Source organism: Clostridium sp. L2-50 (genome assembly GCF_000154245.1).
Classification (GTDB): Bacteria; Bacillota; Clostridia; order Lachnospirales; family Lachnospiraceae; genus Coprococcus.
In genome coordinates this window covers 60,615-84,695 of sequence record NZ_DS480326.1, presented here as the reverse complement: position 1 = coordinate 84,695, position 24,081 = coordinate 60,615, and the positions used below count along the sequence as shown (strand labels likewise).

Here is a 24,081-nt window from a genome sequence, read left to right as displayed (position 1 = left end):
CAAAGAAGTTTGAGGTTTGGGGATCTGAAATAGACGGCTGCCGGCAGATTTTTATCTGCCGGCAGTTTTGGTGTGCCTTAATCTGATTTTAAATAAAGGTACAGAATTATTGCACGCGATTCAGAAATTATGGATTGACCGGAGATATTCAGAGTAGTAAATTGTAAAAAGCCGGAAGTAAAATATCATGGGATGAGGTATATGAAATGAATTTATTATTTACGATTAATAAGGGCTTTATGGAACATCTGGATGATTGTGTACGATCAATTATCCGTTTCCCATCAGAAGGTGGGTATGATATATATGTGATTCATTCTGATCTTGATCTGAATGATCAGAAACAGTTGGAACGATATGACAAAGATATAGAGGGGAATTCCGTAACATTTCATTTCATCGATATGAAGTATCGTAAAGATATGAATTTTCCGGAGACAGACCATTATCCGATGGAGATATATTACAGAATATATGCATCTGCATTATTACCGGAGACATTGGATCGGATCCTGTACCTTGATGCGGATATAATTGTCATTCGTTCATTGAAGGAACTGTATGAGATGGATTTTGAAGATAACTATTTTTTAGCTTGTACACATATCAGAAAGTTCTTAAATAAGATGAACCGGTTAAGACTGGGAATAGAGGAAAAGGTTCCATATATCAATACGGGCGTAATATTAATGAATCTGGATGTTTTGAGAAAAAAACAGGATTTTCACGAAGTGGGAACATTTGTGGAAGAACACAGAAAGACATTGACTTTACCGGATCAGGATATCATTGCTGCACTGTACGGTACACATATCGGTTTGATCGATACCATGCGGTATAATTTAAGTGACAGAATGATAGCATTTTATAATATGGAACCGAACCATGAGAAGATAGATAGAACATGGGTACGCGAGAATGCAGTAATCCTGCATTACTGTGGCAAACAAAAGCCATGGAATAAAAATTATGTGGGTATATTGGATGCATTTTATCATGAATTAAAAGATGAAGAAAAATTACAGGTGAAGGAATAAATTCAGGGGAAACAAAATGGAAACAAACAGTAGTTTTTACGGCACAGAAAAGATCAATAAGATTTTTTTTAAGATCGCACCGCCTGTCATGCTGGCGCAGTTGATACAGGCTCTTTATAATATAGTAGACAGTTTATTTGTCGGGAAATACTCAGAGAGCGGTCTGACGGCGTTATCGATCATTTATCCTGTTCAGCTTCTGATGATCGCACTGGCAGTTGGAACAGGCGTTGGTATCAATACAAATATTGCACATTTTCTGGGAATAAAGAGGTATAAGAAGGCAGATGAGGTAGCAGGCATCGGCTTTAGTCTGGCGATCATTATGTGGATCTTATTTGCAGTAAGCTGTTATCTGCTGATGCCTGCATATGCACGGTTGCAGACAAACTCGGATACAGTAATTGCTGATGTAATTACATACGGAAGGATTGTGTGCGTAGGCAGTATTGGATTGTTTACAGAGAGTATATGGACAAAGGTACTTCAGGCAAACGGAGATATGAAGACGCCGATGATCGCGCAGATCGCAGGGGCTATCACGAATATCGTGTTAGATCCGATTTTGATCTTTGGGCTTTTTGGTATACCAAAGCTTGGAATCGCAGGAGCTGCATTTGCAACGATCACAGGACAGGTTGTTGCGGCACTTCTTGTTATGAAGAAGGGATTTCGCCGTTCGCCGTCTATTTGCAAATATCCCGAGGATATTCGCAGGATCTATGCTCTTGGAATTCCGAATATCATCATGCAGGCAACGTATACATTTTACATATTTGGATTGAATATGATCCTTGCAGGATTTTCCGATGAGGCAGTGACAGCACTTGGATTGTATTACAAATGGCAGACATTTTTCTTTATACCACTGGGTGCTCTTCAGACCTGCATTGTACCCATCATTAGCTATAACTATGCGGCAAAGAGTATTGATCGTTGTAAACATACGATGACGGTTGCATTTATATGGGGAATTGCATTGATGTTCATCGGAACGTTATGCTTTGAATTTATTCCGGACCCTATGCTGTCTGTATTTACGAAGGACAGCGAAGTTATCCGTATCGGAGTACAGGGATTCCGATTTATTGGGATCAGTTTTATACCGATGGTAGGTGCGCAGATTTATCCGGTCTTTTTGCAGGCAACCGGCGAAGCCTTTAAGAGTTCGTTTCTAACCATTATGAGAACTGTGTTCTTATTTGTACCGCTTGGATATCTGTTTTCCAGATTCGGATTTGTGTATTTCTGGCTGACTTTCCCGGTTACGGAGGTAATCACTACTATAGTAGGATTTCTGTTTTATCGAAGCTTTTACAGGCAACATAAGATGATAGTTCACGAGTAGAACAAGTGTACATGTTTGCGAATGATCAGATGTAAAAAATATGTGAATAAAATGATAAAAGACATGCAAAAAAAAGAAATGATGCTATAATGTGCATCAAAATATATTAATACAATCAGGAGGTAAATTATCATGGATATTAAGAAAGTTGGAATATTTGCAGCAGGTTTATTGTTTGGTACGGCAGGTATCAAGGTATTATCAAGCAAGGATGCAAAGAAGGTTTACACAAACTGTACAGCAGCGGCTCTTCGTGCAAAGAAGTGTGTTATGAACACAGCTACAACCATTCAGGAAAATGTAGATGACATTTACCAGGGCGCAAAGCAGATCAATGCAGATCGTGAAGCAGAAGAAGATGTCGTTGTAGAAGATATTCCTGCTGAGACAGCAGAAGAAACTGCTGAGTGTGCATGTGAAGCTGCGGCAGAGAGTACAGAAGAAACAGAAGCATAAGAAAAAACAGATAAGAGGATGAGCTGAATTGAAATTCATAATAAAAGATAAGATGAAGGGCAGACTGCGTGTACATATGTGTCAGAATCATATGTCATATGAGGAAGCCGATATTCTCTTGTATTATCTGGAGTCATTTGAACCGGTCAGCTCGGCAAAGGTGTATGACCGGACGGCAGATGCAGTGATCTGTTATACGGGAAATCCGGATATCATTATCGACAGACTTCGCAGATTTCATTATGAAGATGTAAAAGTCCCAAATGGTTATCTGGAACGAAGCGGCAGAGAGACGAATGCGATGTATCAGGAGAAGCTGATCGATAAGGTCATCTTCCATTATGCAAGGAAATGGTTTCTTCCATACCCGATATCGGCAGCTTACACAGGTCTGATGTCTGTTAAATATATCTGGAAAGGTATTAAGACGCTGACAAAGGGCAAGATCGAAGTTCCGGTACTGGATGCAACATCCATCGGAGTATCTGTCTTACGAGGTGATATGAAGACCGCCGGTTCGATCATGTTCCTGCTTGGAATCGGTGAACTGCTTGAGGAGTGGACACATAAGAAGTCGGTCGATGATCTGGCACGTACGATGTCATTAAATGTCGGAAAAGTATGGTTAAAGACAGAGGATAACGAGATATTGGTTGATTCGGATACGATCGCGAAAGGAGATCATGTCGTTGTCAATGTCGGAACGATCATTCCGTTTGACGGAACTGTCTGTGATGGTGAAGCAATGGTAAATCAGGCATCGCTTACCGGAGAATCCGTATCCGTCAGACGTACGGCAGGAAACGTGGTATATGCCGGAACAGTGGTAGAAGAAGGCTCTCTCATAATAGAAGTAAAAGAGGTATCCGGTTCCAGCCGGTATGAGAAGATTGCGCAGATGATCGATGAGTCTGAAAAGTTGAAATCCAATTTGGAAGGCAAGGCAGAGCATCTGGCAGATCGTTTGGTGCCGTACAGCTTAGGTGGTACGATACTTACCTATCTGCTTACAAGAAATGTAACAAAAGCACTTGCGATCCTGATGGTTGATTATTCCTGTGCATTGAAGCTTGCTATGCCTGTATCGGTATTATCGGCGATCCGTGAGGCAGGAAGCCGTAAGATTACAGTTAAAGGCGGAAAGTATCTGGAAGCGGTAGCAGAAGCGGATACGATCGTATTTGATAAGACCGGAACGCTGACAAAGGCACAGCCTACAGTTGCGGGAGTAGTATCCTTTAACGGAATAAGTGAAGACGAATTGCTTCGTATTGCTGCCTGTCTGGAAGAGCATTTTCCACATTCTATGGCAAAAGCCGTAGTGGATGCGGCAAAACGAAAAAATCTGGATCATGAAGAGATGCATTCAGAAGTAAAATATATCGTAGCGCATGGAATCTCGACAACAATTGGGGATTCCAAGGCGATCATCGGCAGTTATCATTTTGTATTTGAGGACGAAAAATGTACGATACCGGAGGGGATGGAAGAAGTATTTGAGAATCTTCCGGCGGAATATTCCCACCTCTATCTGGCAATCGATAACGAGCTTGCGGCAGCAATCCTGATCGAGGATCCGTTAAGGGAAGAATCTGCAGATATTGTAGAACGGTTAAAGTCGGTTGGAATCTCCAAGGTCGTTATGATGACCGGTGACTGTGAACGGACTGCAAAGGCGATCGCAGAGCATGTCGGTGTCGATGAATATTATTCAGAGGTACTGCCGGAGGATGAGGCTGCATTTGTAGATCGAGAGAAGGCAGCAGGCAGAAAGGTTATCATGATCGGTGATGGTATCAATGATTCGCCGGCACTTTCAGCAGCAGATGCAGGCATCGCGATCAGTGATGGTGCGGAGATTGCCAGAGAGGTCGCAGATATTACAATCGATGCGGACAGTCTGGATGAGATTGTGACATTGAAGATACTTGCAAATCTCCTTATGAAACGGATTCACAGAAATTATCGTTTTATCGTAGGGTTTAATACCGGGCTGATCGTGCTTGGAGTTGCGGGTGTGATCGCACCGACAACATCTGCACTTCTGCATAATACATCAACCTTGATGATCGGATTAAACAGCATGAAAGACATGTTGCCCGAGTTATAATAGATGTGCTATACTATCTCCATGTGTTTCAGGTGCGGAAGAAAATCTGCATTTTAGACATATGGGGATATTATTATATAGAAAGAGTTATACGAATATGCCGGAATCAAATCTTACAAAGAAAGCGATTGCATTAAGTGCAAAAGAACTGACAAAAGAGAAACCATATGACAAAATATCGATCAGTGATATCGCAGACCGATGTGGAATCAAGAGACAGACATTTTACTATCATTTTCAGGACAAATACGAACTGTTGGTCTGGATCTATTTTAATGAATTATTTGCTCCTAATATGGAGGGGATATCCTTAGAGAACTGGGATGAGAAATTAGGCGCGATCCTCACACAGATGCAGGAGGAGAAAAAGTTCTATATTAACACGATCAAACATGCAGAGGATTATATTATCCAGTATATGCTTGAGGTTGCAGAACAGACCTTTGAAGAGGCAATTGATAAGTTAGACGAGAAATCTCATCTGAAAAACGAGGAACGCGGCATATTTGCCCGGTTCTTTGCATATGGGATCTGTGGGATTATCGTTGAATGGGCAAAGGGTGGTATGAAGATGGCACCGGAGAAGCTGGCTGATTATATGAGGGAGATGCTTGAGAAGTGTAAGCAGGCAGTCTATATATCCGATCATGACAGACAGTAACAGAAGCCGGACAGACCTTGGTGAACAGACAGTACAGAAAATGATAGAATTTATCAGGTGTTCAGGCTTTTTTTATACTTATTTTAGAATGCGTTTTGACATTTCCGGATAAATGTCAAAAAAATTGTCAACCCTAAAATCTTGTATAATTACAAACAAACAAAATAATCATATTCTATGAACGGAAGCAAGAAAAAGGTTTCCGTTCATTTTTTGTATTAACGAAAGGATTGATTCTATGAACAAATTTGGAAAGGCGATCGTAAAGCTTCGTGTACCGATCTTAATTATCAGTATCCTGCTTTTGATCCCGGCAGCGATTGGTTTCTTGAAAACCAGAGTAAACTATGATGTACTTTCATATTTACCAAAGGATATCGAAACCATGAAAGGTCAGGACATTCTGGCGGATGATTTCGGAACGGGTGCTTTCTCCCTGTGCCTTGTAGAAGGGATGGACGATAAAGATGTCGTCAAATTAAAAAAACAAATGGAACAGGTAGACAATGTTGATTCTGTAATCTGGTATGACTCGATTATGGATATTGCTATTCCGGATGAGATTTTACCGAAAGATATCAGAGAGGCATATCGTAATGATGATTGCACGATGATGGCAATTATCTTTAAAACAACAATGTCTTCCGATGAGACAATGGAAGCGATCACTCAGATCAGAAAGCTTGCAAGTAAGCAGTGTTTCATCAGCGGAATGTCAGCTGTTGTAACGGATACCAAGGATCTGTGTGATAAAGAGGTTCCAATCTATGTAACCATAGCAGTTATCTTATCGCTGATCGTATTATCACTGACTATGGATTCCTTCCTCGTACCGATCTTTTTCTTATTAAGTATCGGTATGGCGATTGTATATAACTTGGGAACAAATGTATTTAAAGGAGAGATCTCCTACATAACACAGGCACTTACCGCAGTCCTGCAGTTGGGTGTAACAATGGACTACTCGATCTTCCTGTGGCACAGTTATCAGGAAGAGAAAAAAGTAAATGGCAAAGAGAATAAAGAAGCTATGGCAGATGCAATTGCTTCCACCTTCTCATCTGTTATCGGTAGTTCGATCACAACAGTAGCAGGTTTCGTTGCACTGTGCTTCATGACCTTTACCTTAGGCCTTGACCTTGGTATCGTTATGGCAAAGGGTGTCGTTATCGGTGTTATCTGTTGTGTAACCGTACTCCCATCCATGATCCTGATCTTTGATAAGCCGATTGAAAAGACCTGTCACAGATCTTTACTTCCTAAGTTTGATAAGCTTAGCAAATTTATCGTGAATAAGTACTGGATCTTCCATATCTTATTCCTGATCCTTCTGGTTCCTGCGTTATATGGTTATACACATACAGATGTTTACTATAACCTCGACAGCTCATTACCGGAAGATCTTCCAAGTATTCAGGCAAACCAGAAGCTGGAAGAAGAATTCAATATGAACTCTACACATATGATCCTGCTTGACAGCAATCTGGATGAAAAGAGTATTAATAAAGTTATTTCAGAAATTAAGAATGTCAAGGGTGTTAAGACTGTACTTGGTCTGGAATCTGTAGTTGGTCCTATGATTCCACAGAGTATGATTCCACAGGATTTGAAATCCAAGCTTGACAATGGCGAATGGAAGCTGATGTTAGTCATGTCAGAATACAAAGTAGCAAGTGATGAAGTAAATACACAGTGTGATGAGATCAATACGATTCTTCACAAATATGACAGTAAGGGTATGCTGATCGGTGAAGCTCCTTGTACAAAGGATCTGATCGAGATCACAGATAAGGATTTTAACACAGTAAGTACCGTATCCATCGGTGTTATCCTGCTGATCATCTTATTCGTATTCAAATCAGTATCGCTTCCGATCATTCTGGTATGTGTAATCGAATTTGCAATCTTTATCAATATGGGTATTCCTGCATTTACAAATACAACATTACCATTCATCGCATCCATCGTTATCGGTACGATCCAGCTTGGTTCTACCGTTGACTATGCGATCCTGATGACAACAAGATATAAGAGAGAGAGAAGTAATGGCCTTGCTAAGAAAGAAGCAGTTACAGTTGCACTTCAGACATCTATGATTTCCATTATCGTAAGTGCATTAAGCTTTTTTGCCGCAACCTTCGGTGTTGGCTGTTATTCCGAGATCGATATGATCAGTTCTTTATGTACGTTGATGGCAAGAGGAGCTATCATCAGTATGTTTGTCGTCATCTTCCTGCTTCCTGCAGCGTTGATGTTATTCGATAAGCTGATCATCCATACAACAATCGGATTCAAGGGTATTACCGGCAAACAGAAAGCAGCTTATGCCGGAGCGGGAAATGTTGATCCGGCTTCGGAACAGAAAACGGCAGATGATGATTTCCTGAATGAAGACAGACCATTTGCAAAGAAGAAATCCGGAAACTTTGATAACTATGATTTTGATGACAGTTACAGTGACGATGATAAATATATAGATGTAAATAATGATTCCAATGGTCCTGCTGACCGGCAGTAGTAAATTAGGAGGTAATTAGTATGAGTTATAAAAATATGAAAGCAAGAAAAAGATTTATGGCGATCGCTCTGAGTGGTGCAATGATGTTATCCGTTACAGGCTGTGGCAGTACAGCAACAGGAGATGTACAGACATTAGAGAACCCGGAGATCATGAGTAAGAGCGATGAAGAATTGTCAGATGTACTTGAGAATTCTATCGGACTTTCCGAGAATACAGACAGTGATAAAGATGAAACCGTTTACGTTATTGCTGATGCAGCAGGTAATAAGCAGGACGTTATCGTCAGTGAGTGGTTAAAGAACACAGATGGTGAGGCAACCATTAAGGATAGCAGTAACCTGACTGATATCGAGAATGTAAAAGGCGACGAGACATTTACAGAGAATAATGGAGAACTTGTATGGAAGGCAGATGGCAATTCCATTTATTATCAGGGCAAGTCAGAGGAGCAGGTTCCTGTAGAAGTTAAGGTTACTTATTATCTGGATGATCAGGAGATCACACCGGATCAGCTGGCAGGCAAGAGCGGCAAGGTAAAGATGAGATTTGAATATGTCAATAATTCAAAGAGTGGAGATGTATATACTCCTTTCCTGATGGCAACCGGTATGATCTTATCAAATGACAAATTCTCAAATATCAAGGTTGAGAATGGTCAGGTTGTAAATGATGGAAACAACAGTATCGTTGTTGGTATGGGTATGCCCGGCCTTCAGGACAGCCTGGATCTGCAGAAGTTAGATGTTGAGATTCCGGATTACTTTGAGGTTACAGCAGACTGTACAGATTTCTCTCTGGATATGACAATGACGGTTGCTTCTACCGGATTCTTATCCAAGGACAGCGATAACAAGGATCTGAAGGGTGCTGAATCTGATATCAACGAACTGGTCGACACATACAGTGAAGGTATGAATTCTCTGGTATCAGGAATCAAGGACTACACAGATGGTGTGTCTTCTATGTCAGATGGTATCTCACGGGTAAAGACCGGTGCAGATGATCTTTACAAGGGATCTCTTACATTGGCTCAGGGCGTTGACTCAGCTACAACAGGTGCAGGTACATTAAAGGCAGCATTTGAAGGTGATAATGGTGTTTTATCAGGATCAAAGCAGATCAGTGATGGATTGGCAAAGTTAAATAAGGCAGTAAAAGGAATCAACCTTCCAACCAAGACAGAATTAAGTGACAAAGAGAAATCAGCAATCAAGACAACGATCACAAATAATATTACAAATAACCTGACAGCAAACAAAGATAAGATTGCAGCAAGCGTTGACAAGGATGCAGTTTCTGCCGAGGCACAGAAGAATGGTCAGGCAGCAGCACCATCTAAGGATGCGGTTATAAAAGAGGCACAGGCAGCAGCGCCATCTGCTTCTACAGTGGCAGCTGAAGCACAGGCAGCAGCTCCTTCAACATCAACAGTGGCATCCGAAGCATCCGGTCAGTTTGCAACCTATTTCCAGAAATTTGTATCTGCATATGCACAGATGACAGGTTCTCAGCCGGATGATGCAACACTTGCTGCATTACAGGGAGCATTTGCAACTGCATATGGTGATGTATACGGAGCAGCTTATAAGTCAGGTTACGGTACAGCTTATGGTACAGCTTATACATCAGGTTATAGTACAGCATACGGCACAGCTTATACAAATGCATTCACAACCGGCTATGGTAGCGCATATGGTACAGCTTATCAGTCAGCATATGGTACAGCTTATGTAGAAGGTTATAAGTCAGGTTATGCGACAGCATATCAGGATGGTATCTCATATGGTGCAAATCTTGTACTTGGCAAGCTGAGCTCCTTCAGTTCACAGCTTACAACCTTAAAAACAAGTGTAGGAAAGCTTGCAACAGGAGCATCCACACTGAATTCCGGATTACAGAAGGTATATTCAGGAACAAAGGATCTGTATACCGGTATGGTTAAGTTAAATGGTGGTGCAGGAAGCTTGTCCAAGGGTGCAAATACTCTGAAAGAAGGAGCAGGCACATTAAAGGATGGCGCAACAAAGCTTACAGATGCAAGTGGCGATTTAAAGGATGGCAGCAAGCAGTTATCAGATGGTACAGATAAGATCGTTGATGCAGTAAATGATGCAGAAAATGATCTGGATTCTCTGTCAGAGAAGTGTGATAAGGTCATCAAGGCCGGTGAAACTTACGAGTCCTTCGGTGGAATCTCAGATGATATGAAGGGCAGCGTTAAGTTCATCATCAAGACAGATTCGATCAGCAAGTAATTAACAAATGAAAATCGTTTGCCCTATAAAAAGCATTGGTTGGATTTTGTTTACGATTTAAGACAAAAGGATACCTTGTTAGGACATCCGCAGTAGGAAAAAAGAATATAGTTTGACATAGGGGCTCCGGTTTCGCATGTTTTTCAATGAATCAATCCTTGAATATATGCCGGAGCCCTTTTAATGTGTACTAAGTGCATTTCCGGTTTTGTATTCTGAATATGCCGCTTACTTCCTCCTGATAAAATCTCTACATGAGACGCACTTGTTTTTCTATTTGAAACACATGCCTGATGCGCACCTGCTCCGTGCTAACTCGATCTTCGATCTCAAACAAGCACCCGCAGATGCTGGCAATGTGTTTCAAATTACGAAAAACTGCGTGAGCGTCGTTATGTAGAGGTTTTATTATACGGAAGCAACGGCAATTATGTTATATGAACCGGAAATGCCGGTTGCAACATGTAAAGGCGTCAAGCAGATTTAATGTTTAGCCGAAAATACAGCGGCTGTCATAAAAAAAAGCTTGACATATATTTATATTAGATGTAACATAACGATGTTATGTGAATGACTGTTCATATGTTGAAATGGAATAGAACTGGTGGTGAGATGAGATGAAGGACGATCGGGAGACAAAAGAAAAGCTACTTGCAAGCGCAGAGCATGAATTTATGGAGAAGGGCTATCAGGGCGCATCCCTCCGTAATATCTGTAAGAATGCAGGTGTGACGACCGGCGCATTATATTTCTTCTTTAAAGATAAAGATGATATATTTGCTTCACTGGTGGCACCGGTGCTTGGAAGTATCCGTACGATGATGGAAGCACATATGCAGCAGGAGTTGCAGGAGGTAAAAGGCGAGCTTCAGGAGGGGCAGGATGATTTCAGCGATGACGTCTATGCATCCCGGCGGATCATTCATGAACTGTATCAGAACTATGACCGGGTACAGCTTCTGCTGACGAAGAGTCAGGGATCAAGTCTTGCAGGATGTATTGATGAATTTGTGGCATTTACAGAGAAGAATTACCGGATGCTGGCAGACGCACAGGCAAAGGTGTGTGGAGTTTCTGCACCGGATGATTATACGATACACTGGATGGCACATATGCAGATCGATGCATTTGTCCATTTGCTGACACATGAACCTGATGAAGAAAAAGCAGTTGCCCATCTGGGAGACATATTGAAATATCTGCTTGCCGGATGGTATGCACTGTTTCAGAGAGATGAATAGATAACAAAAAGCTATGTGAAATTTTATTTTGCATAGCTAAAAAAATGGTAACAACATAACGGTGTTATGTAAGCGCAAAAAATAACAGGAGGAAGCGAGTATGTATTTAGAGGTATCAGATGTAAAAAAAAGTTATGGAGAAGGTGGAAGCTACATACAGGTTTTAAAGGGAGTATCCCTTCAGGTAAAGCAGGGCGATATGTGTGTCATTCAGGGAACCAGTGGTTCCGGTAAGTCTACGTTATTGAACTGTATCGGTGGACTGGATACGATCGAGTCCGGTTCGATCAAGGTGGATGGAACCGAGATTGCAGGTATGAAAGCAGATGAATTATCCGATTACAGGAGAGATTATCTGGGATTTATCTTCCAGTTCTATAATCTGGTACCAAACCTTACCGTGCGGGAAAATATTCAGGTCTGTGAATATCTGACAGATCAGCCGCTTAATATGGATGAGTTGCTTGAGATACTGGGACTGACAGAGCATCAGAATAAGTTTCCGGCACAGTTGTCCGGTGGTCAGCAGCAGAGATGTGCGATCGCAAGAGCACTGATCAAAAATCCGAAGCTGCTCTTATGTGATGAACCGACCGGAGCACTCGATTCCAAGACATCAAGGGATATCCTGATCCTTCTGGAGAAGATCAATGCGACCTATGGAACGACAATGTTGATTGTAACGCATAATAATTCCATTAAGAATATGGTCGATCAGGTCGTGATCGTAAAGGATGGTCAGATTAGGAAAGATTATTACAATGAGACAAAGGTACCGGCAGCAGAATTGGAGGATTTGTAAGATGCAGAAAGTATTGAGAAAAAGGATTTGGAGAGATTTCAAAAGCAACCTTCCAAGATATCTGGCATTGTCCCTTCTGATCATACTTGCCATGTATCTGGTAGTCAGTCTGGTCGGCGCAGCAGAGACGATCATTCGCGGAAGTGAGAATGCTGACAGCAGACAGTGTGTTGAGGATGGAGATTTTTCATTGTTCGTACCGATGAAGGATGAGGAAATGGAAGATCTGGAAGCCGATGGTGTGACGATCGAGCCACAGTTCTATATGGACTATGAGATCGACGAAGATCATACGCTCCGTATCTTTGCAAACAGAGATGAGATCAATAAGATTAATCTGGTAAAAGGTACACTTGCAGAAAAGAAAAATGAGCTGGTGGTAGAACGCCAGTTTGCAGAGAAGAATAATATATCATTAGGTGATGTGCTTACATTTGGCGGACGGGAATTTACCATTACCGGAATCGGGACAACACCGGATTATGATAACGTATTAAAATCTCTGGGAGATACCGGATGCGACTGCCTGCATTTTGGTACAGGATTTGTTGCAGCTGACGTATACGATACACTTCGTGCAGAAGAAAAAAGTATAAAGTCAGAGGAATATTATTATGCATACCGGTTAAATGGTGCTATGACGGACGATGAATTAAAAGACCGTTTGGAGGATCTGGAGTTCTCATCAGGAGATGTAGAGGATCCATTTTTCCAAGAATACTGGAATCGTACGATGGGACAGAAGGACGATCTGACCGATGGTATTCAGGAGCTGTTAGATGGAGTAAAAGAGTTAAAGGACGGACTTGCTGAACTGACCGATCATAATTTAGAGTTAACAGATGCATCGGGAGAAATCTTTGAGGCTTATCTGAAGGAGGCAAATAAGACCTTAAAGAATTATGGTGTAGAAGAACTGACAAAGGATAATTTTGAGACTGTTCTGCAGACTGAGATTGATGGTGCAGACAATGCAATTCTGCGTTTCTCTTATAAAGATCTGTTGTCACAGTTAAAGGAGCTTAAGGCATTTGACGATGGAATTATAGAATATACAGACGGAACAAAAGAAGCTGAAGATGGTTCCAATGAACTGCTGGATGGTATTCAGGAGTTAAAGGATGAGACAGATGATATGATCGATGACATCTTCTCAGAGGATGCACAGAACCTTATGACTTTTGTAAAGGCAGGGGATAATGCGAGAATTCAGGCGGCTTCCGGTGATCAGGAATTATACCGGAGCGTTGGTACGATCGCAGGTGCGATCCTGTTGATACTGATCTCTTATGTATTATCAGTGTTCGTTGTACATTCGATCGATCAGGAAAGTGCCGTTATCGGTGCGTTATATGCACTTGGGGTAAAGAGAAAGAATCTGATGGCACATTATGTAACACTTCCGACTGTGATCACATTTGTTTCAGGTCTGATCGGAACACTGCTTGGATATTCAAGCCTTGGTGTGCCGATCCAGATGCAGGACTGCTACAACTATTATTCCCTTCCGGATCTGGATGTTATCTATATGCCATATCTGTTCATTTATGGAATCGTGGTTCCACCGGTTATTTCTATAATCGTTAATTCACTGGTTATCCGAAAGAGACTGTCGAAGCCGGTTCTTACAATGATCAGGAATGAGCAGAAGGTTGGTAAGGGCAAGAATATAAAGCTTGGAAATATGAGCTTCATGAATCTGTTCAAGATCCGCCAGATGCTTCGTGAGAGCCGTACCGGATTTACGGTAGTATTTGGAATGTTTGTAAGTCTTCTGCTGGCGATGATGTCACTGGAGATATATACTTACTGTGCGAATGTAAATCGTGATTATGTAAATGATACAAAGTATGAGTATATGTATACCTACAAATATCCGACAGAGGAAGTTCCGGAAGGTGGATATGAGGCATATGCAAAGACACTGAAAAAGAAAATTTACGGTTACAACTTTGACATAACAGTTATGGGACTGACAGAGAATAATCCGTTCTTTGATGTGGATCTGTCAGATTCATCCAGTAAGGTTGCGATCAGTTCTTCGATCGCTTACAAATACGGTCTGGATGTTGGTGATATTCTGACACTAAAGGATGATGAAGCAGATAAGATCTATGCATTTGAGATCGCATCTGTTGCGCAGTATGCTCCATCCTTTATAGTGTTTATGCCATATGACAAGGCACTTGAGTTATTCGACGAACCGGAGGATTATTTCAATGTTGTATTTTCCGACCATGCACTCGATGTCGAGACCGGAAGATTATATGCAACAACGACAAAGACCGATGTGAAGAAGGCTGCCGGTATCTTCTCGGATATAATGCAGGGAATGATCCTTACGATCGGAGGAGTATCTGTTCTGATCTTCATTGTTGTTATGTATCTGATGATGAAGGTTATGATAGATCGGTCTTCTTTCAACATTGCGTTGATTAAGATCTTCGGATACCGAAATAAGGAAGTGAAGAAGATGTATCTGGATGGTAATTTCTATATCATAACGATAGGGTCATTGATCTCGATTCCACTGACCAAATGGATCATGGATGTGGCTTATGAGCCTGCCTTTGTTCCGAATATTGCCTGCGGTATCGACAAGTCCTTCCCATTCTGGATGTACCTTGCCATCTTCGCAGGTATCCTGATCCTGTACTTCATCATCAACCATCTGCTGATCCGCAGAATCCGCAAGATGGTGCCTGCTGAAGTGCTGAAAAACCGCGAGTAGGAGAAAGGGTGAGAAATTGTCTCTATCAGTTACAGCTGCAAGATATATGCACTACAGAAAACATGCTCATTTTTCTATTCGAAACACATGCCTGATTCGCGTCTGTTCTGTGCAAACTCGCTCTTCGAGCTCAGACATGCACCCACAGACGCTGGCATGTGTTTCGCATGACGAAAAATAGAGCAATTGTTTTCATAGCAGTTGCATATATCCTGTAGCTGTAGCAGAAGGAAACAATTTCTCGCTATAGCTATAAGTTATATAACTTGCTGGAAATATATATGTATTTTACTTAAAATATATAATGCTACTTTGGAAATTCAATGGACTCAGTCATTATTTAGAAGAATCAGAAATTACCATTTACAGTTGTATGATGCATACTGGCAGAAGAAAATTACAGCCATCAGTTCCAACTGTATGCTATATCACTGTTCAAAAAAACAATTGCTCAGTTTGTCGTTATTTGAAACACATTGCCAGCAGTAGCGAGTGTATGTCTGAGCTCGAAGAGCGAGTTTGCACGGAGCTACTGCGAATAGGGCATGTGTTTCAAATAGAAAAACGAGCATGTTTTTTGAATAGTGGTATATAGCATACAGTTGGGACTGATGGCTGTAATTTTCCTTATAGGTATACAACTGGCAGTTGTCAGAAAAAGTGGGTCTGTGGTAAACTGGCAGTGCAGGCACATGCCTGCGGATAGTATATATCAGGAGGATATTGCATGTTATTAATAAAGAACGGCAGGGTTGTGGATCCTGTGACAAATACAGATCGGAAGCTTGATGTGCTGGTTGATGGTGCGGTGATCACAGAAGTGGAACAGCAGATAGATCCGGAAGCATGCAGGGAAAAGTATGGTACAGGTGATGTTCGCGTGATCGATGCGGAAGGTCTGGTGGTTGCACCGGGGCTGGTCGATACCCATGTACATTTCAGAGATCCGGGCTTTACTTATAAAGAGGACATCGAGACCGGAGCAGAGGCTGCCGCTTATGGCGGATTTACGACGGTTATCTGTATGGCAAATACGAAGCCGGCAGTTGATAATGTAGAGACACTTGAGTATATTCAGAGAAAAGGGGAAACGACCGGGATCCATGTGATCCAGACGGCGACCGTTACAAAGGATCTGAAGGGAAAAGAACTTGTGGATATGGAACTGCTGGCAGAACATGGTGCTGCCGGATTTACAGATGATGGTATTCCGATCATGGATGAAGAAGTCTTAACGGAGGCAATGCTTCGTGCGAAAGCGCTTGATCTGCCGATCAGTCTGCATGAAGAAGATCCTGCATTTGTAAAAGGTGCAGGTGTGAATATGGGAGCAGTATCCGAGCAGCTTGGCTATGGTGGGGCTTCCAGAACAGCAGAGGATGTCATGGTCGCAAGAGACTGTATCCTTGCCCTTCATACAGGAGCATCTGTCTGTATTCAGCATATCAGTTCCGGAAATTCCGTTGAGTTAGTAAGGCTGGCAAAGAAGCTTGGTGCGGATGTTCATGCAGAAGCAACACCACATCATTTTACACTGACAGAGGATGCAGTTCTGACCTATGGAACAATGGCAAGAATGAACCCACCGGTCAGAGAAGAAGCGGACCGGTTGAAGATCATTGAAGGTATTCAGGACGGCACGATCGATATGATCGTAACCGATCATGCACCGCACAGTGCAGAAGAAAAGGCACGTCCGATGGCACAGGCACCGAGTGGGATCACAGGCCTTGAGACATCACTGGCACTGGGAATCCGTTCACTGGTACAGCCGGGCTACATCACACTTATGAAGCTTATGGAGCTGATGAGTAAGAACCCGATGGAGTTCTACCGGATGACACCGGGCAGCATCCAGGCAGGAGCACCGGCCGATATTGTGATATTTGGAGAAAATGAAGAATGGATCGTTGAACATTTCCATTCCAAAGCCTCGAATTCACCATTTCTTGGCTGGACACTTCCGGGAAAGCTTCATTACACGATCTGCAACGGTAAGATCGTAGCAGAGAACTAGAACACAGGGGATACGGGTACATACAGGGAATCATACATTTTTTTGCACAGGAGGAAGAAGAAATGGCAAAAGAATTAAGATGGGCAGTACTTGGTACAGGTGTAATTGCAAATGAAATGGCACAGGCACTGGAACAGATGGGTAAATCCTTATATGCGGTAGGAAACCGTACCCATGAGAAGGCAGTTGCATTTGCGGAGAAATATCATGTAACAAAGGTATATGATGATTTTCATGAGATGTTTACAGATCCGGAGATCGACATTATCTATATTACAACGCCACATAATACCCACATTGAATTCCTGAGACTGGCACTTGCAAACGGCAAGCATGTATTGTGTGAGAAGTCGATCACGCTGAACAGTGATGAATTAAATGAGGCATTGCAGATTGCAGAGGAGCATCATGTGATACTGGCGGAAGCCATGACGATCTGGCATATGCCATTATATAAGAAATTATGGGAGATCGTATCATCCGGTGAACTCGGAAAGGTTCAGATGATACAGTTGAATTTCGGAAGCTATAAAGAATATGATATGAATAATCGTTTCTTTAACATCAATCTTGCCGGTGGTGCATTGCTTGATATCGGAGTATATGCACTCAGTCTGATGCGCAGCTTCATGGCAGAGACACCGGATCAGGTGATGAGTCAGGTGCGGTTCGCACCGACAGGGACGGATGAGCAGGCAAGCATCATCCTGATGAATAAAGAACAGCAGATGGCGGCTATTACGTTGTCCATGCATTCAAAGCAGCCAAAGCGTGCAATGATCAGTTGCGAAAAAGGGTATATCGAGATCATGGAATATCCAAGAGCTGATAAAGCGATTATCGTAGATGCTGCAAGCGGAGCAGTTACACCGGTAGAAGCCGGTGAAACAAAGCGTGCGCTTGAATATGAGATGCGGGATATGGAAGAAGCGGTACAGTCCGGAGATGTAAGCCGGATGCAGATGCCTTTTACCGGAGATGTCATGAATATCATGACAGACCTTCGAAAGAACTGGGGCTTAGTCTATCCGGAAGAATCAGGAAAGACGGAGTAGATCCCATTTTGATGAGGTTCCGGTCTTTCGGAAGATATTCTGTAAGTGCTTCTGGATCGTGTTCTCACTGATCCCGAGAGTGGCTGCAATCTCATCGTTATTTGCAAATGAAAAGATCAGAGACAGGATCTCTGTCTCTCGTGGAGTAAGGTCATAGCCTTTTGCAAGTGCCGGGATACGGTTTGCAAGAGCGGTATGGCCTTTCTTTTTTTCCGGATATAGGATCTGTTCATAGGTTACGTTGATATGTTTGCCAAGAGAACGGAAGAAGAACATATCATCGTCTGTAAAATCCCCATCGATCTTGGTCCGAAACAGCGTCAGGATACCGGAGAATTCTCCACTGCAGATCATGCTGTACTGTAAGGAATCGTAGACATGGAATTTCTGATAACAGTGCTGATAGAGAGAAGAGTTCAGACGGACATCATCATTTACCAGATCGCTTTCTCTTACAAGCTGGGATTCCCGTACATTGTTGATCCAGAGCAGATGATCCTCACTCATATGATCGATGTAGAGCAGTTCTGCTTCATAGAAATAATCAGGAAAGCAGACCGGAGTCGGTACGATCTCAGTTCGGTTTTCCGGATTGACGGAGATAATGCTCGCATAAGTAAATGGGATCAGCAGGCGAAGCCTTGGGAGAAATTCATCTCTCAGTGCTTCATAGGATTTACATTGGTACAGCGTATATACGATATCGTTATAGATCAGAAAGTTGTTCTTTTCCATTGTGGGTCTCCTTCGCGTGAAATGATGTTGATTTTCAGGCAGATGCCAAGACCGCTTCATTTGCGTAGCAAGCCATCCGGTTGAAAGTTATATAAATACAATTATATATTGCAAAATACTTGTTTTCAAGTATATACTACCGAAAATGATTAGCATTTACCTCAAATTAATAATTGAAAAACAGTAGGAAATTGAGATAAGCTATAAAACGAAAAAGAGATCAGAGAAAGGAAGCGTTGCGGATGAAGGATAAAAAATATGTTATAACAATTACGAGACAGTTCGGAAGCCTTGGAAGACCAATCGCAAAACTGATGGCAGAACAACTGGGAATAGAGTATTACGACAGAGATATCGTGGATCAGGCAGCCAAGCAGTTGAAGCTTCCCGCTTCTGTTGTAGACGAAGAAGAAGAAAGCGCAAAGAAGATCTTCAAGAATCCGTTTTCCAGAATGGTACTTCCGCTTGGCGGTGGCACGAACAGTACACAGGATGATATTTTCGATGCACAGCAGAATATCATACGATTTCTTGCAGAGAAAAGCTCATGTGTGATCGTTGGACGCTGCTCTGACTTTATCTTAAGTGAGATGGACAATGTGATGAATATATTCATCTATGCTCCGTACCCGGATCGTGTTGAGAATTGTGTGAATTCGATGGGACTGGAAATCGATGAAGCCCGTAAGATGATCGTAGCCGTTGATGAGGCGCGTGATTCCTATCACATGAATTATGCCGGATATAAGCCGGGAGACATCAATCATTGTGATATCCTGATCAACAGCAGTCTGCTCGGTGTAGAAGGTACTGCAAAGTATCTGGCAGAACTGGTACGTGAGAAGTTTATCAGTGATTAATAAGGATTGGATGTAATTAAAATTAAGTAGAAACTTATCATATATAATAATTGTAAATAAGTAAATGGAATTGTAAACTAAAAGCAGTTGATACGAAGGCGTATCTGTAATGTCATACGGCATTGCGGATACGCCTTTTTTCGTTTTACAGGAAAAAATACAAGACAGAAAGGAAGAATGGTTATGACACATGGCTTAGTGGCACTGTTAATAGTGCTGATCGTAATTGTCGGTTCGATACTGACACATCGCTGCGAAGAATTTATGATCGGGGGTTCTCTGGTCGGCGCGGCATTATTATTTAAAGGTTCATTTCTGACACAATGGTGTACGATGCTTCAGGAGACGATTTCGGAAAATGTCTGGATCGTTGTGGTATGCGGATTGTTCGGCAGCCTGATTGCCTTACTTCAGACAGCAAAGGGAAATTATGGTTTTTCTAAGCTGGTTTCCAAATTATGTAATTCAGAGCGAAAGACATTACTTACCACATTTATACTTGGTATATTGATCTTTGTAGATGATTATCTGAACGTTTTATCGATCGGTGCCTGTATGAAGGGTGTTTATGATAAACGTAAGATACCGAGAGAGACACTGGCGTTCATGCTGGATTCCACAGGTGCTCCGGTCTGTGTACTTCTTCCGTTTTCAACATGGGCAGTTTTCTATGCAAGCCTGTTTATTGATCAGCCGAGTGTGCAGGCATACGGATTCACCTCCGGTATGAAAGCGTACTTAAGTGCCATTCCATTCTGTTTTTATCCAATCATTATATTATTGATCGTATTTTTATTCTGTATGGGAATCATGCCAAAGCTTGGTGGTATGAAGAAAGCATATAAGCGTGTAGAGGAGACCGGAAAGGTCTACAGTGATGCCAGCAGAAAGTACAATCATGAAGACCGTGCAGGTTATGAAGAAGACGGAAATATCTGGGATTTCGTTATTCCGATGGCAGTCCTTGTAGCGATCGCCATTATCACAGGTGATCTTCTTCTGGCAGTTGTACTTGCAATCGCATGTTGTATGCTGATGTATCTTCCAAGAAAGATTATAGCTGCAAATGAGATCTTTGGTGTGATTGTAAAGGGATTTGCGGATATGCTTCCAACCCTTACCTTACTGGTACTTGCGTTCTTATTGCAGAAGGTAACAGAACAGCTTAACATGACAGATTATATAATCGATCTTGCACAGCCATTATTAACAGGCTCTCTGTTCCCGATGATCACATTTATCCTTGTTGCGGCGCTTTGTTTTGCAACCGGATCCTTCTGGGGCATGAGTGCAGTCGTTGCACCGATCGTATTCCCGCTTGGCGCAGCAATCTCCGCAAACCCGGTTCTGATCATGGCAGCAATTATCTCCGGTGGTGCATTTGGAAGCCATGCATGCTTCTACTGTGATGCAACGCTTCTGTCATCGAACAGTGCAGGTATTGATAATATGGAACATGCAGTATCCCAGTTTCCATATGTTATGATCGCAGCTATGTTGTCGATCGTTGGTTTCCTGATCTGTGGATTTATAGTTTAGAGTAAAAGGGGGCATGTGATATGGCAGAATATATTATAAAGAGCCGGGCAGTATTTGATGGTCGGGCGGATAGCTGTAAGCCGCTTGCTGTCTGGATCAAAGGTGACAGGATCAAGAAGCTCCTGCCATATGATGAGACAAATGCCGTTCCGGCGGATGTTCCGATATACGATATGGGTGACAAGCTTGTCATGCCGTCCTTTATCGATGCACATACCCATATATTTACCGGAGCGGTAGCCGCAAGTGAATATGTATGCAACATTTTGGATGTCTGCCATTCGGAACAGGAATGTGTGGAGCAGATGGCGGCATATGTAAAGGCGCATCCCGGACAGAAGCGAATCCGCGGAACTGGATGGTTTATCGGGAACTGGACGGAGGATCGTATGCCGGACAAGCGAAGTCTGGATGCATATTTCCCGGATACTCCGGTATATCTGGAATGTGCGGATGCACACAGCATGTGGCTGAATTCAGCAGCACTTGCTGAAGCCGGGATCAGACCGAATCCGAGTCTTGCAAATGGCATGATCGAGACTTACCCGGATGGAGAGCTTACCGGAATGTTGATCGAACCGGAAGCCTATGCGCCCGCCATGGAAAAGTTCATGGATTTTACGGATGAAGAAATGACAGAAATACACAGACATTTCAAACAGGTACTTGCGGAGAACGGAGTTGCAGGCTTAAGTGAGATGTTTGCAGAAGATTATACAGAAGAGACTTATAAGAAATATGAATTGCTGAAAAAGCTGGATGATGAAGAAGGGCTGTATGCAAATGTATATGTCTACACGAAGTTATTTGGCTATACCTCATTTGAAAAGTTCTTTGAGATGAAGGAAAAACTGGATTCCAGACATTTTCAGATCACCGGTTTAAAGGGGTTTATTGATGGGGTGACGGAGACTTATACCGGACTGCTCTTAGAGCCATATACAGACCGCCCGGATACCTGTGGGGAGAAACTTCCGCTCTGGCCGAGAGCGAAGATGCAGGAGGAGATCACTGCGGCAAATGAGGCAGGCATACAGGTCAGACTTCATTGTATCGCAGATGGTTCTGTGCGCATGGCGCTTGATATGTACGAGGAAGCGGAAAAAAGAACCGGAAGAAAGGATCTCAGAAATACGATCGAGCATATCGAAAATATTCATCCCGATGATATCAGGAGATTCAAGGAACTGGATGTTGTAGCATCGATGCAGCCATATCATCTGATCCTGTCCAATAATGACAAGATCGTGCGGCTTGGAAAGAAGCGGTGCAGATATGAATGGCCGATGAAAAGTATCATGAATACAGGAGCGGCATTTGCAGTCGGAACGGATTATCCGGTTGTGGGATTAGATCCATTTCAGACAATCTATGCGGCAGTGACCAGAAAGGATGCAGATGGAAGAATATCCGGTCAGAATCCGTGGGAGGTCATTGATATGGCGACAGTCTTAAAAGGATATACCTACGGAGCTGCTTACGTCTATCAGGCAGAAGACCGAACCGGTTCGATCGAAGAAGGCAAATGTGCAAACCTCATCGTGCTGGATCGGAATCTGTTTACGATCGATTCTGAGAAGATACCGGATACCAAAGTGGTATGGAATATATTTGAGGGACAGACGATATATGACAGACTGAATAATCTGGCAGGTGCGAGTGGAATATAAGCCGTTGAAAACAGACAACCGGTGGAAGATAGATTTGGCAGATGTAAGTAGAAGGTAAGCCGGAAATCAATGGCAGAAAATATAGGATAAAGAAATAAGATGTTCTGATAACAGTATATAGATATTTTGATAACAGGAGGATATGAGTATGAGAAAGGTAAAGGTAGCGGCTACCCAGATGAGCTGTAGCTGGAATAGAGAAGAAGTGTTAGACAAGGCAGAGAAGCTGGTTCGAAAGGCAGCAGCAGAAGGTGCAAATATTATCTTGTTACAGGAATTATTTGAAACTCCGTATTTCTGTCAGAAGCAGAAATTTGAATATTTTGATCTGGCAAAGCCACTTTCAGGAAATGCAGCAGTAAAACGATTTACCGAGGTTGCAAAAGAGCTTCAGGTTGTTCTGCCGATCAGCTTTTATGAAAAGGCAGGAAATACAGCATTTAATACAATAGCGATCATTGATGCAGATGGAACGATCCTTGGAACATATCGTAAGACCCATATCCCGGATGGACTTCCATATGCGGAGAAGTTTTATTTTACACCGGGAGATACCGGATTTAAGGTATGGAAGACAAAATATGCAGATATCGGCGTTGGCATCTGCTGGGATCAGTGGTTTCCGGAGGCTGCCAGAAGCATGGCACTTCTTGGCGCAGAGCTGTTATTCTATCCGACTGCGATCGGAAGCGAGCCTACATTAAATGTTGATTCCAAGTCACACTGGCAGCATGCGATGCAGGGACATGCAGCAGCCAATATTATGCCGGTGATCGCATCGAACCGTATCGGAACCGAGACGGACGATGAATCTTCAATGACATTTTACGGTTCTTCCTTTATCGCAGATCAGACCGGAACGATCGTGGAGGAGGCAGACCGTGAGACAGAATCTGTGCTTGTCCATGAATTTGATCTGGATGCGATCGCACAGATGCGTAGAGAATGGGGCGTGTTCCGTGACCGCAGACCGGAGATGTACGGAACGCTGATGCATCATTAATATGACTTTTATAGGATAGCCGTTATTTATGAATAGCTGA

The 24,081-nt window shown here is 42.5% G+C and carries 17 protein-coding genes; 16 read left to right on the top strand and 1 reads right to left on the bottom strand.

Annotated elements, in window-relative coordinates; translation table 11 throughout:
- Positions 1-206: 206 nt before the first annotated feature.
- The 12 genes from CLOL250_RS11490 (at position 207) to CLOL250_RS11435 (ending at position 18,234) form a co-directional block, all read left to right on the top strand.
- Complete coding sequence (locus tag CLOL250_RS11490; protein WP_008402689.1) at positions 207-1,037, top strand: glycosyltransferase family 8 protein; 831 nt, start codon at positions 207-209, stop codon at positions 1,035-1,037.
- A gap of 16 nt (positions 1,038-1,053) precedes the next feature.
- Entirely contained in the window at positions 1,054-2,385 is a 1,332-nt protein-coding gene (locus tag CLOL250_RS11485; protein WP_008402687.1) for an MATE family efflux transporter, read from the top strand.
- 132 nt (positions 2,386-2,517) lie between these two features.
- Positions 2,518-2,841 carry a DUF6110 family protein gene (locus tag CLOL250_RS11480; protein WP_008402686.1) on the top strand — a complete coding sequence of 108 codons (324 nt, stop codon included), beginning with the start codon at positions 2,518-2,520 and terminating at the stop codon, positions 2,839-2,841.
- Between the two features lie 28 nt (positions 2,842-2,869).
- Entirely contained in the window at positions 2,870-4,951 is a 2,082-nt protein-coding gene (locus tag CLOL250_RS11475; RefSeq protein WP_044946081.1) for a heavy metal translocating P-type ATPase, read from the top strand.
- Between the two features lie 61 nt (positions 4,952-5,012).
- Positions 5,013-5,612, top strand: a complete 600-nt coding sequence (locus CLOL250_RS11470) for a TetR/AcrR family transcriptional regulator C-terminal domain-containing protein (protein WP_008402684.1) — start codon at positions 5,013-5,015, stop codon at positions 5,610-5,612.
- 238 nt (positions 5,613-5,850) lie between these two features.
- Positions 5,851-8,130 (top strand): efflux RND transporter permease subunit, encoded by a 2,280-nt coding sequence (locus CLOL250_RS11465; RefSeq protein WP_008402682.1) that lies wholly within the window; start codon positions 5,851-5,853, stop codon positions 8,128-8,130.
- Between the two features lie 20 nt (positions 8,131-8,150).
- Positions 8,151-10,388, top strand: a complete 2,238-nt coding sequence (locus tag CLOL250_RS11460; protein ID WP_008402681.1) for a hypothetical protein — start codon at positions 8,151-8,153, stop codon at positions 10,386-10,388.
- A 617-nt stretch (positions 10,389-11,005) separates the two neighbouring features.
- The gene (locus CLOL250_RS11455; protein WP_008402680.1) at positions 11,006-11,629 is read left to right on the top strand and encodes a TetR/AcrR family transcriptional regulator; all 624 of its coding nucleotides are present in this window, start codon (positions 11,006-11,008) and stop codon (positions 11,627-11,629) included.
- A 100-nt stretch (positions 11,630-11,729) separates the two neighbouring features.
- A complete protein-coding gene (locus CLOL250_RS11450) occupies positions 11,730-12,431 on the top strand; it encodes an ABC transporter ATP-binding protein (protein ID WP_008402679.1) in 702 nt (233 codons plus the stop codon).
- A 1-nt stretch (position 12,432) separates the two neighbouring features.
- Positions 12,433-15,162 carry an ABC transporter permease gene (locus CLOL250_RS11445; RefSeq protein ID WP_008402678.1) on the top strand — a complete coding sequence of 910 codons (2,730 nt, stop codon included), beginning with the start codon at positions 12,433-12,435 and terminating at the stop codon, positions 15,160-15,162.
- A 727-nt stretch (positions 15,163-15,889) separates the two neighbouring features.
- The gene (locus CLOL250_RS11440; protein WP_008402675.1) at positions 15,890-17,179 is read left to right on the top strand and encodes a dihydroorotase; all 1,290 of its coding nucleotides are present in this window, start codon (positions 15,890-15,892) and stop codon (positions 17,177-17,179) included.
- Between the two features lie 32 nt (positions 17,180-17,211).
- Complete coding sequence (locus tag CLOL250_RS11435) at positions 17,212-18,234, top strand: Gfo/Idh/MocA family protein (RefSeq protein WP_342413224.1); 1,023 nt, start codon at positions 17,212-17,214, stop codon at positions 18,232-18,234.
- On the opposite strand, the gene CLOL250_RS11430 is transcribed toward CLOL250_RS11435, so the two are convergent.
- On the bottom strand, positions 18,217-18,969 hold the full coding sequence (locus CLOL250_RS11430) for a helix-turn-helix transcriptional regulator (RefSeq protein WP_044946077.1): 753 nt from the start codon (positions 18,967-18,969) through the stop codon (positions 18,217-18,219). The two genes, CLOL250_RS11435 and CLOL250_RS11430, sit on opposite strands and share 18 nt — an antisense overlap.
- Positions 18,970-19,211: 242 nt before the next feature.
- On the opposite strand from CLOL250_RS11430, the gene CLOL250_RS11425 reads away from it, so the two are divergent.
- The 4 genes from CLOL250_RS11425 (at position 19,212) to aguB (ending at position 24,041) form a co-directional block, all read left to right on the top strand.
- Positions 19,212-19,829 carry a cytidylate kinase-like family protein gene (locus tag CLOL250_RS11425; protein ID WP_008402669.1) on the top strand — a complete coding sequence of 206 codons (618 nt, stop codon included), beginning with the start codon at positions 19,212-19,214 and terminating at the stop codon, positions 19,827-19,829.
- 183 nt (positions 19,830-20,012) lie between these two features.
- Positions 20,013-21,368, top strand: a complete 1,356-nt coding sequence (locus tag CLOL250_RS11420) for a Na+/H+ antiporter NhaC family protein (RefSeq protein WP_044946075.1) — start codon at positions 20,013-20,015, stop codon at positions 21,366-21,368.
- Positions 21,369-21,388: 20 nt separating this feature from the next.
- Complete coding sequence (locus CLOL250_RS11415; protein WP_008402667.1) at positions 21,389-23,038, top strand: amidohydrolase; 1,650 nt, start codon at positions 21,389-21,391, stop codon at positions 23,036-23,038.
- Between the two features lie 148 nt (positions 23,039-23,186).
- Positions 23,187-24,041 (top strand): N-carbamoylputrescine amidase, encoded by an 855-nt coding sequence (gene aguB, locus CLOL250_RS11410; RefSeq protein WP_044946072.1) that lies wholly within the window; start codon positions 23,187-23,189, stop codon positions 24,039-24,041.
- The last annotated feature ends 40 nt before the right edge of the window (positions 24,042-24,081 follow it).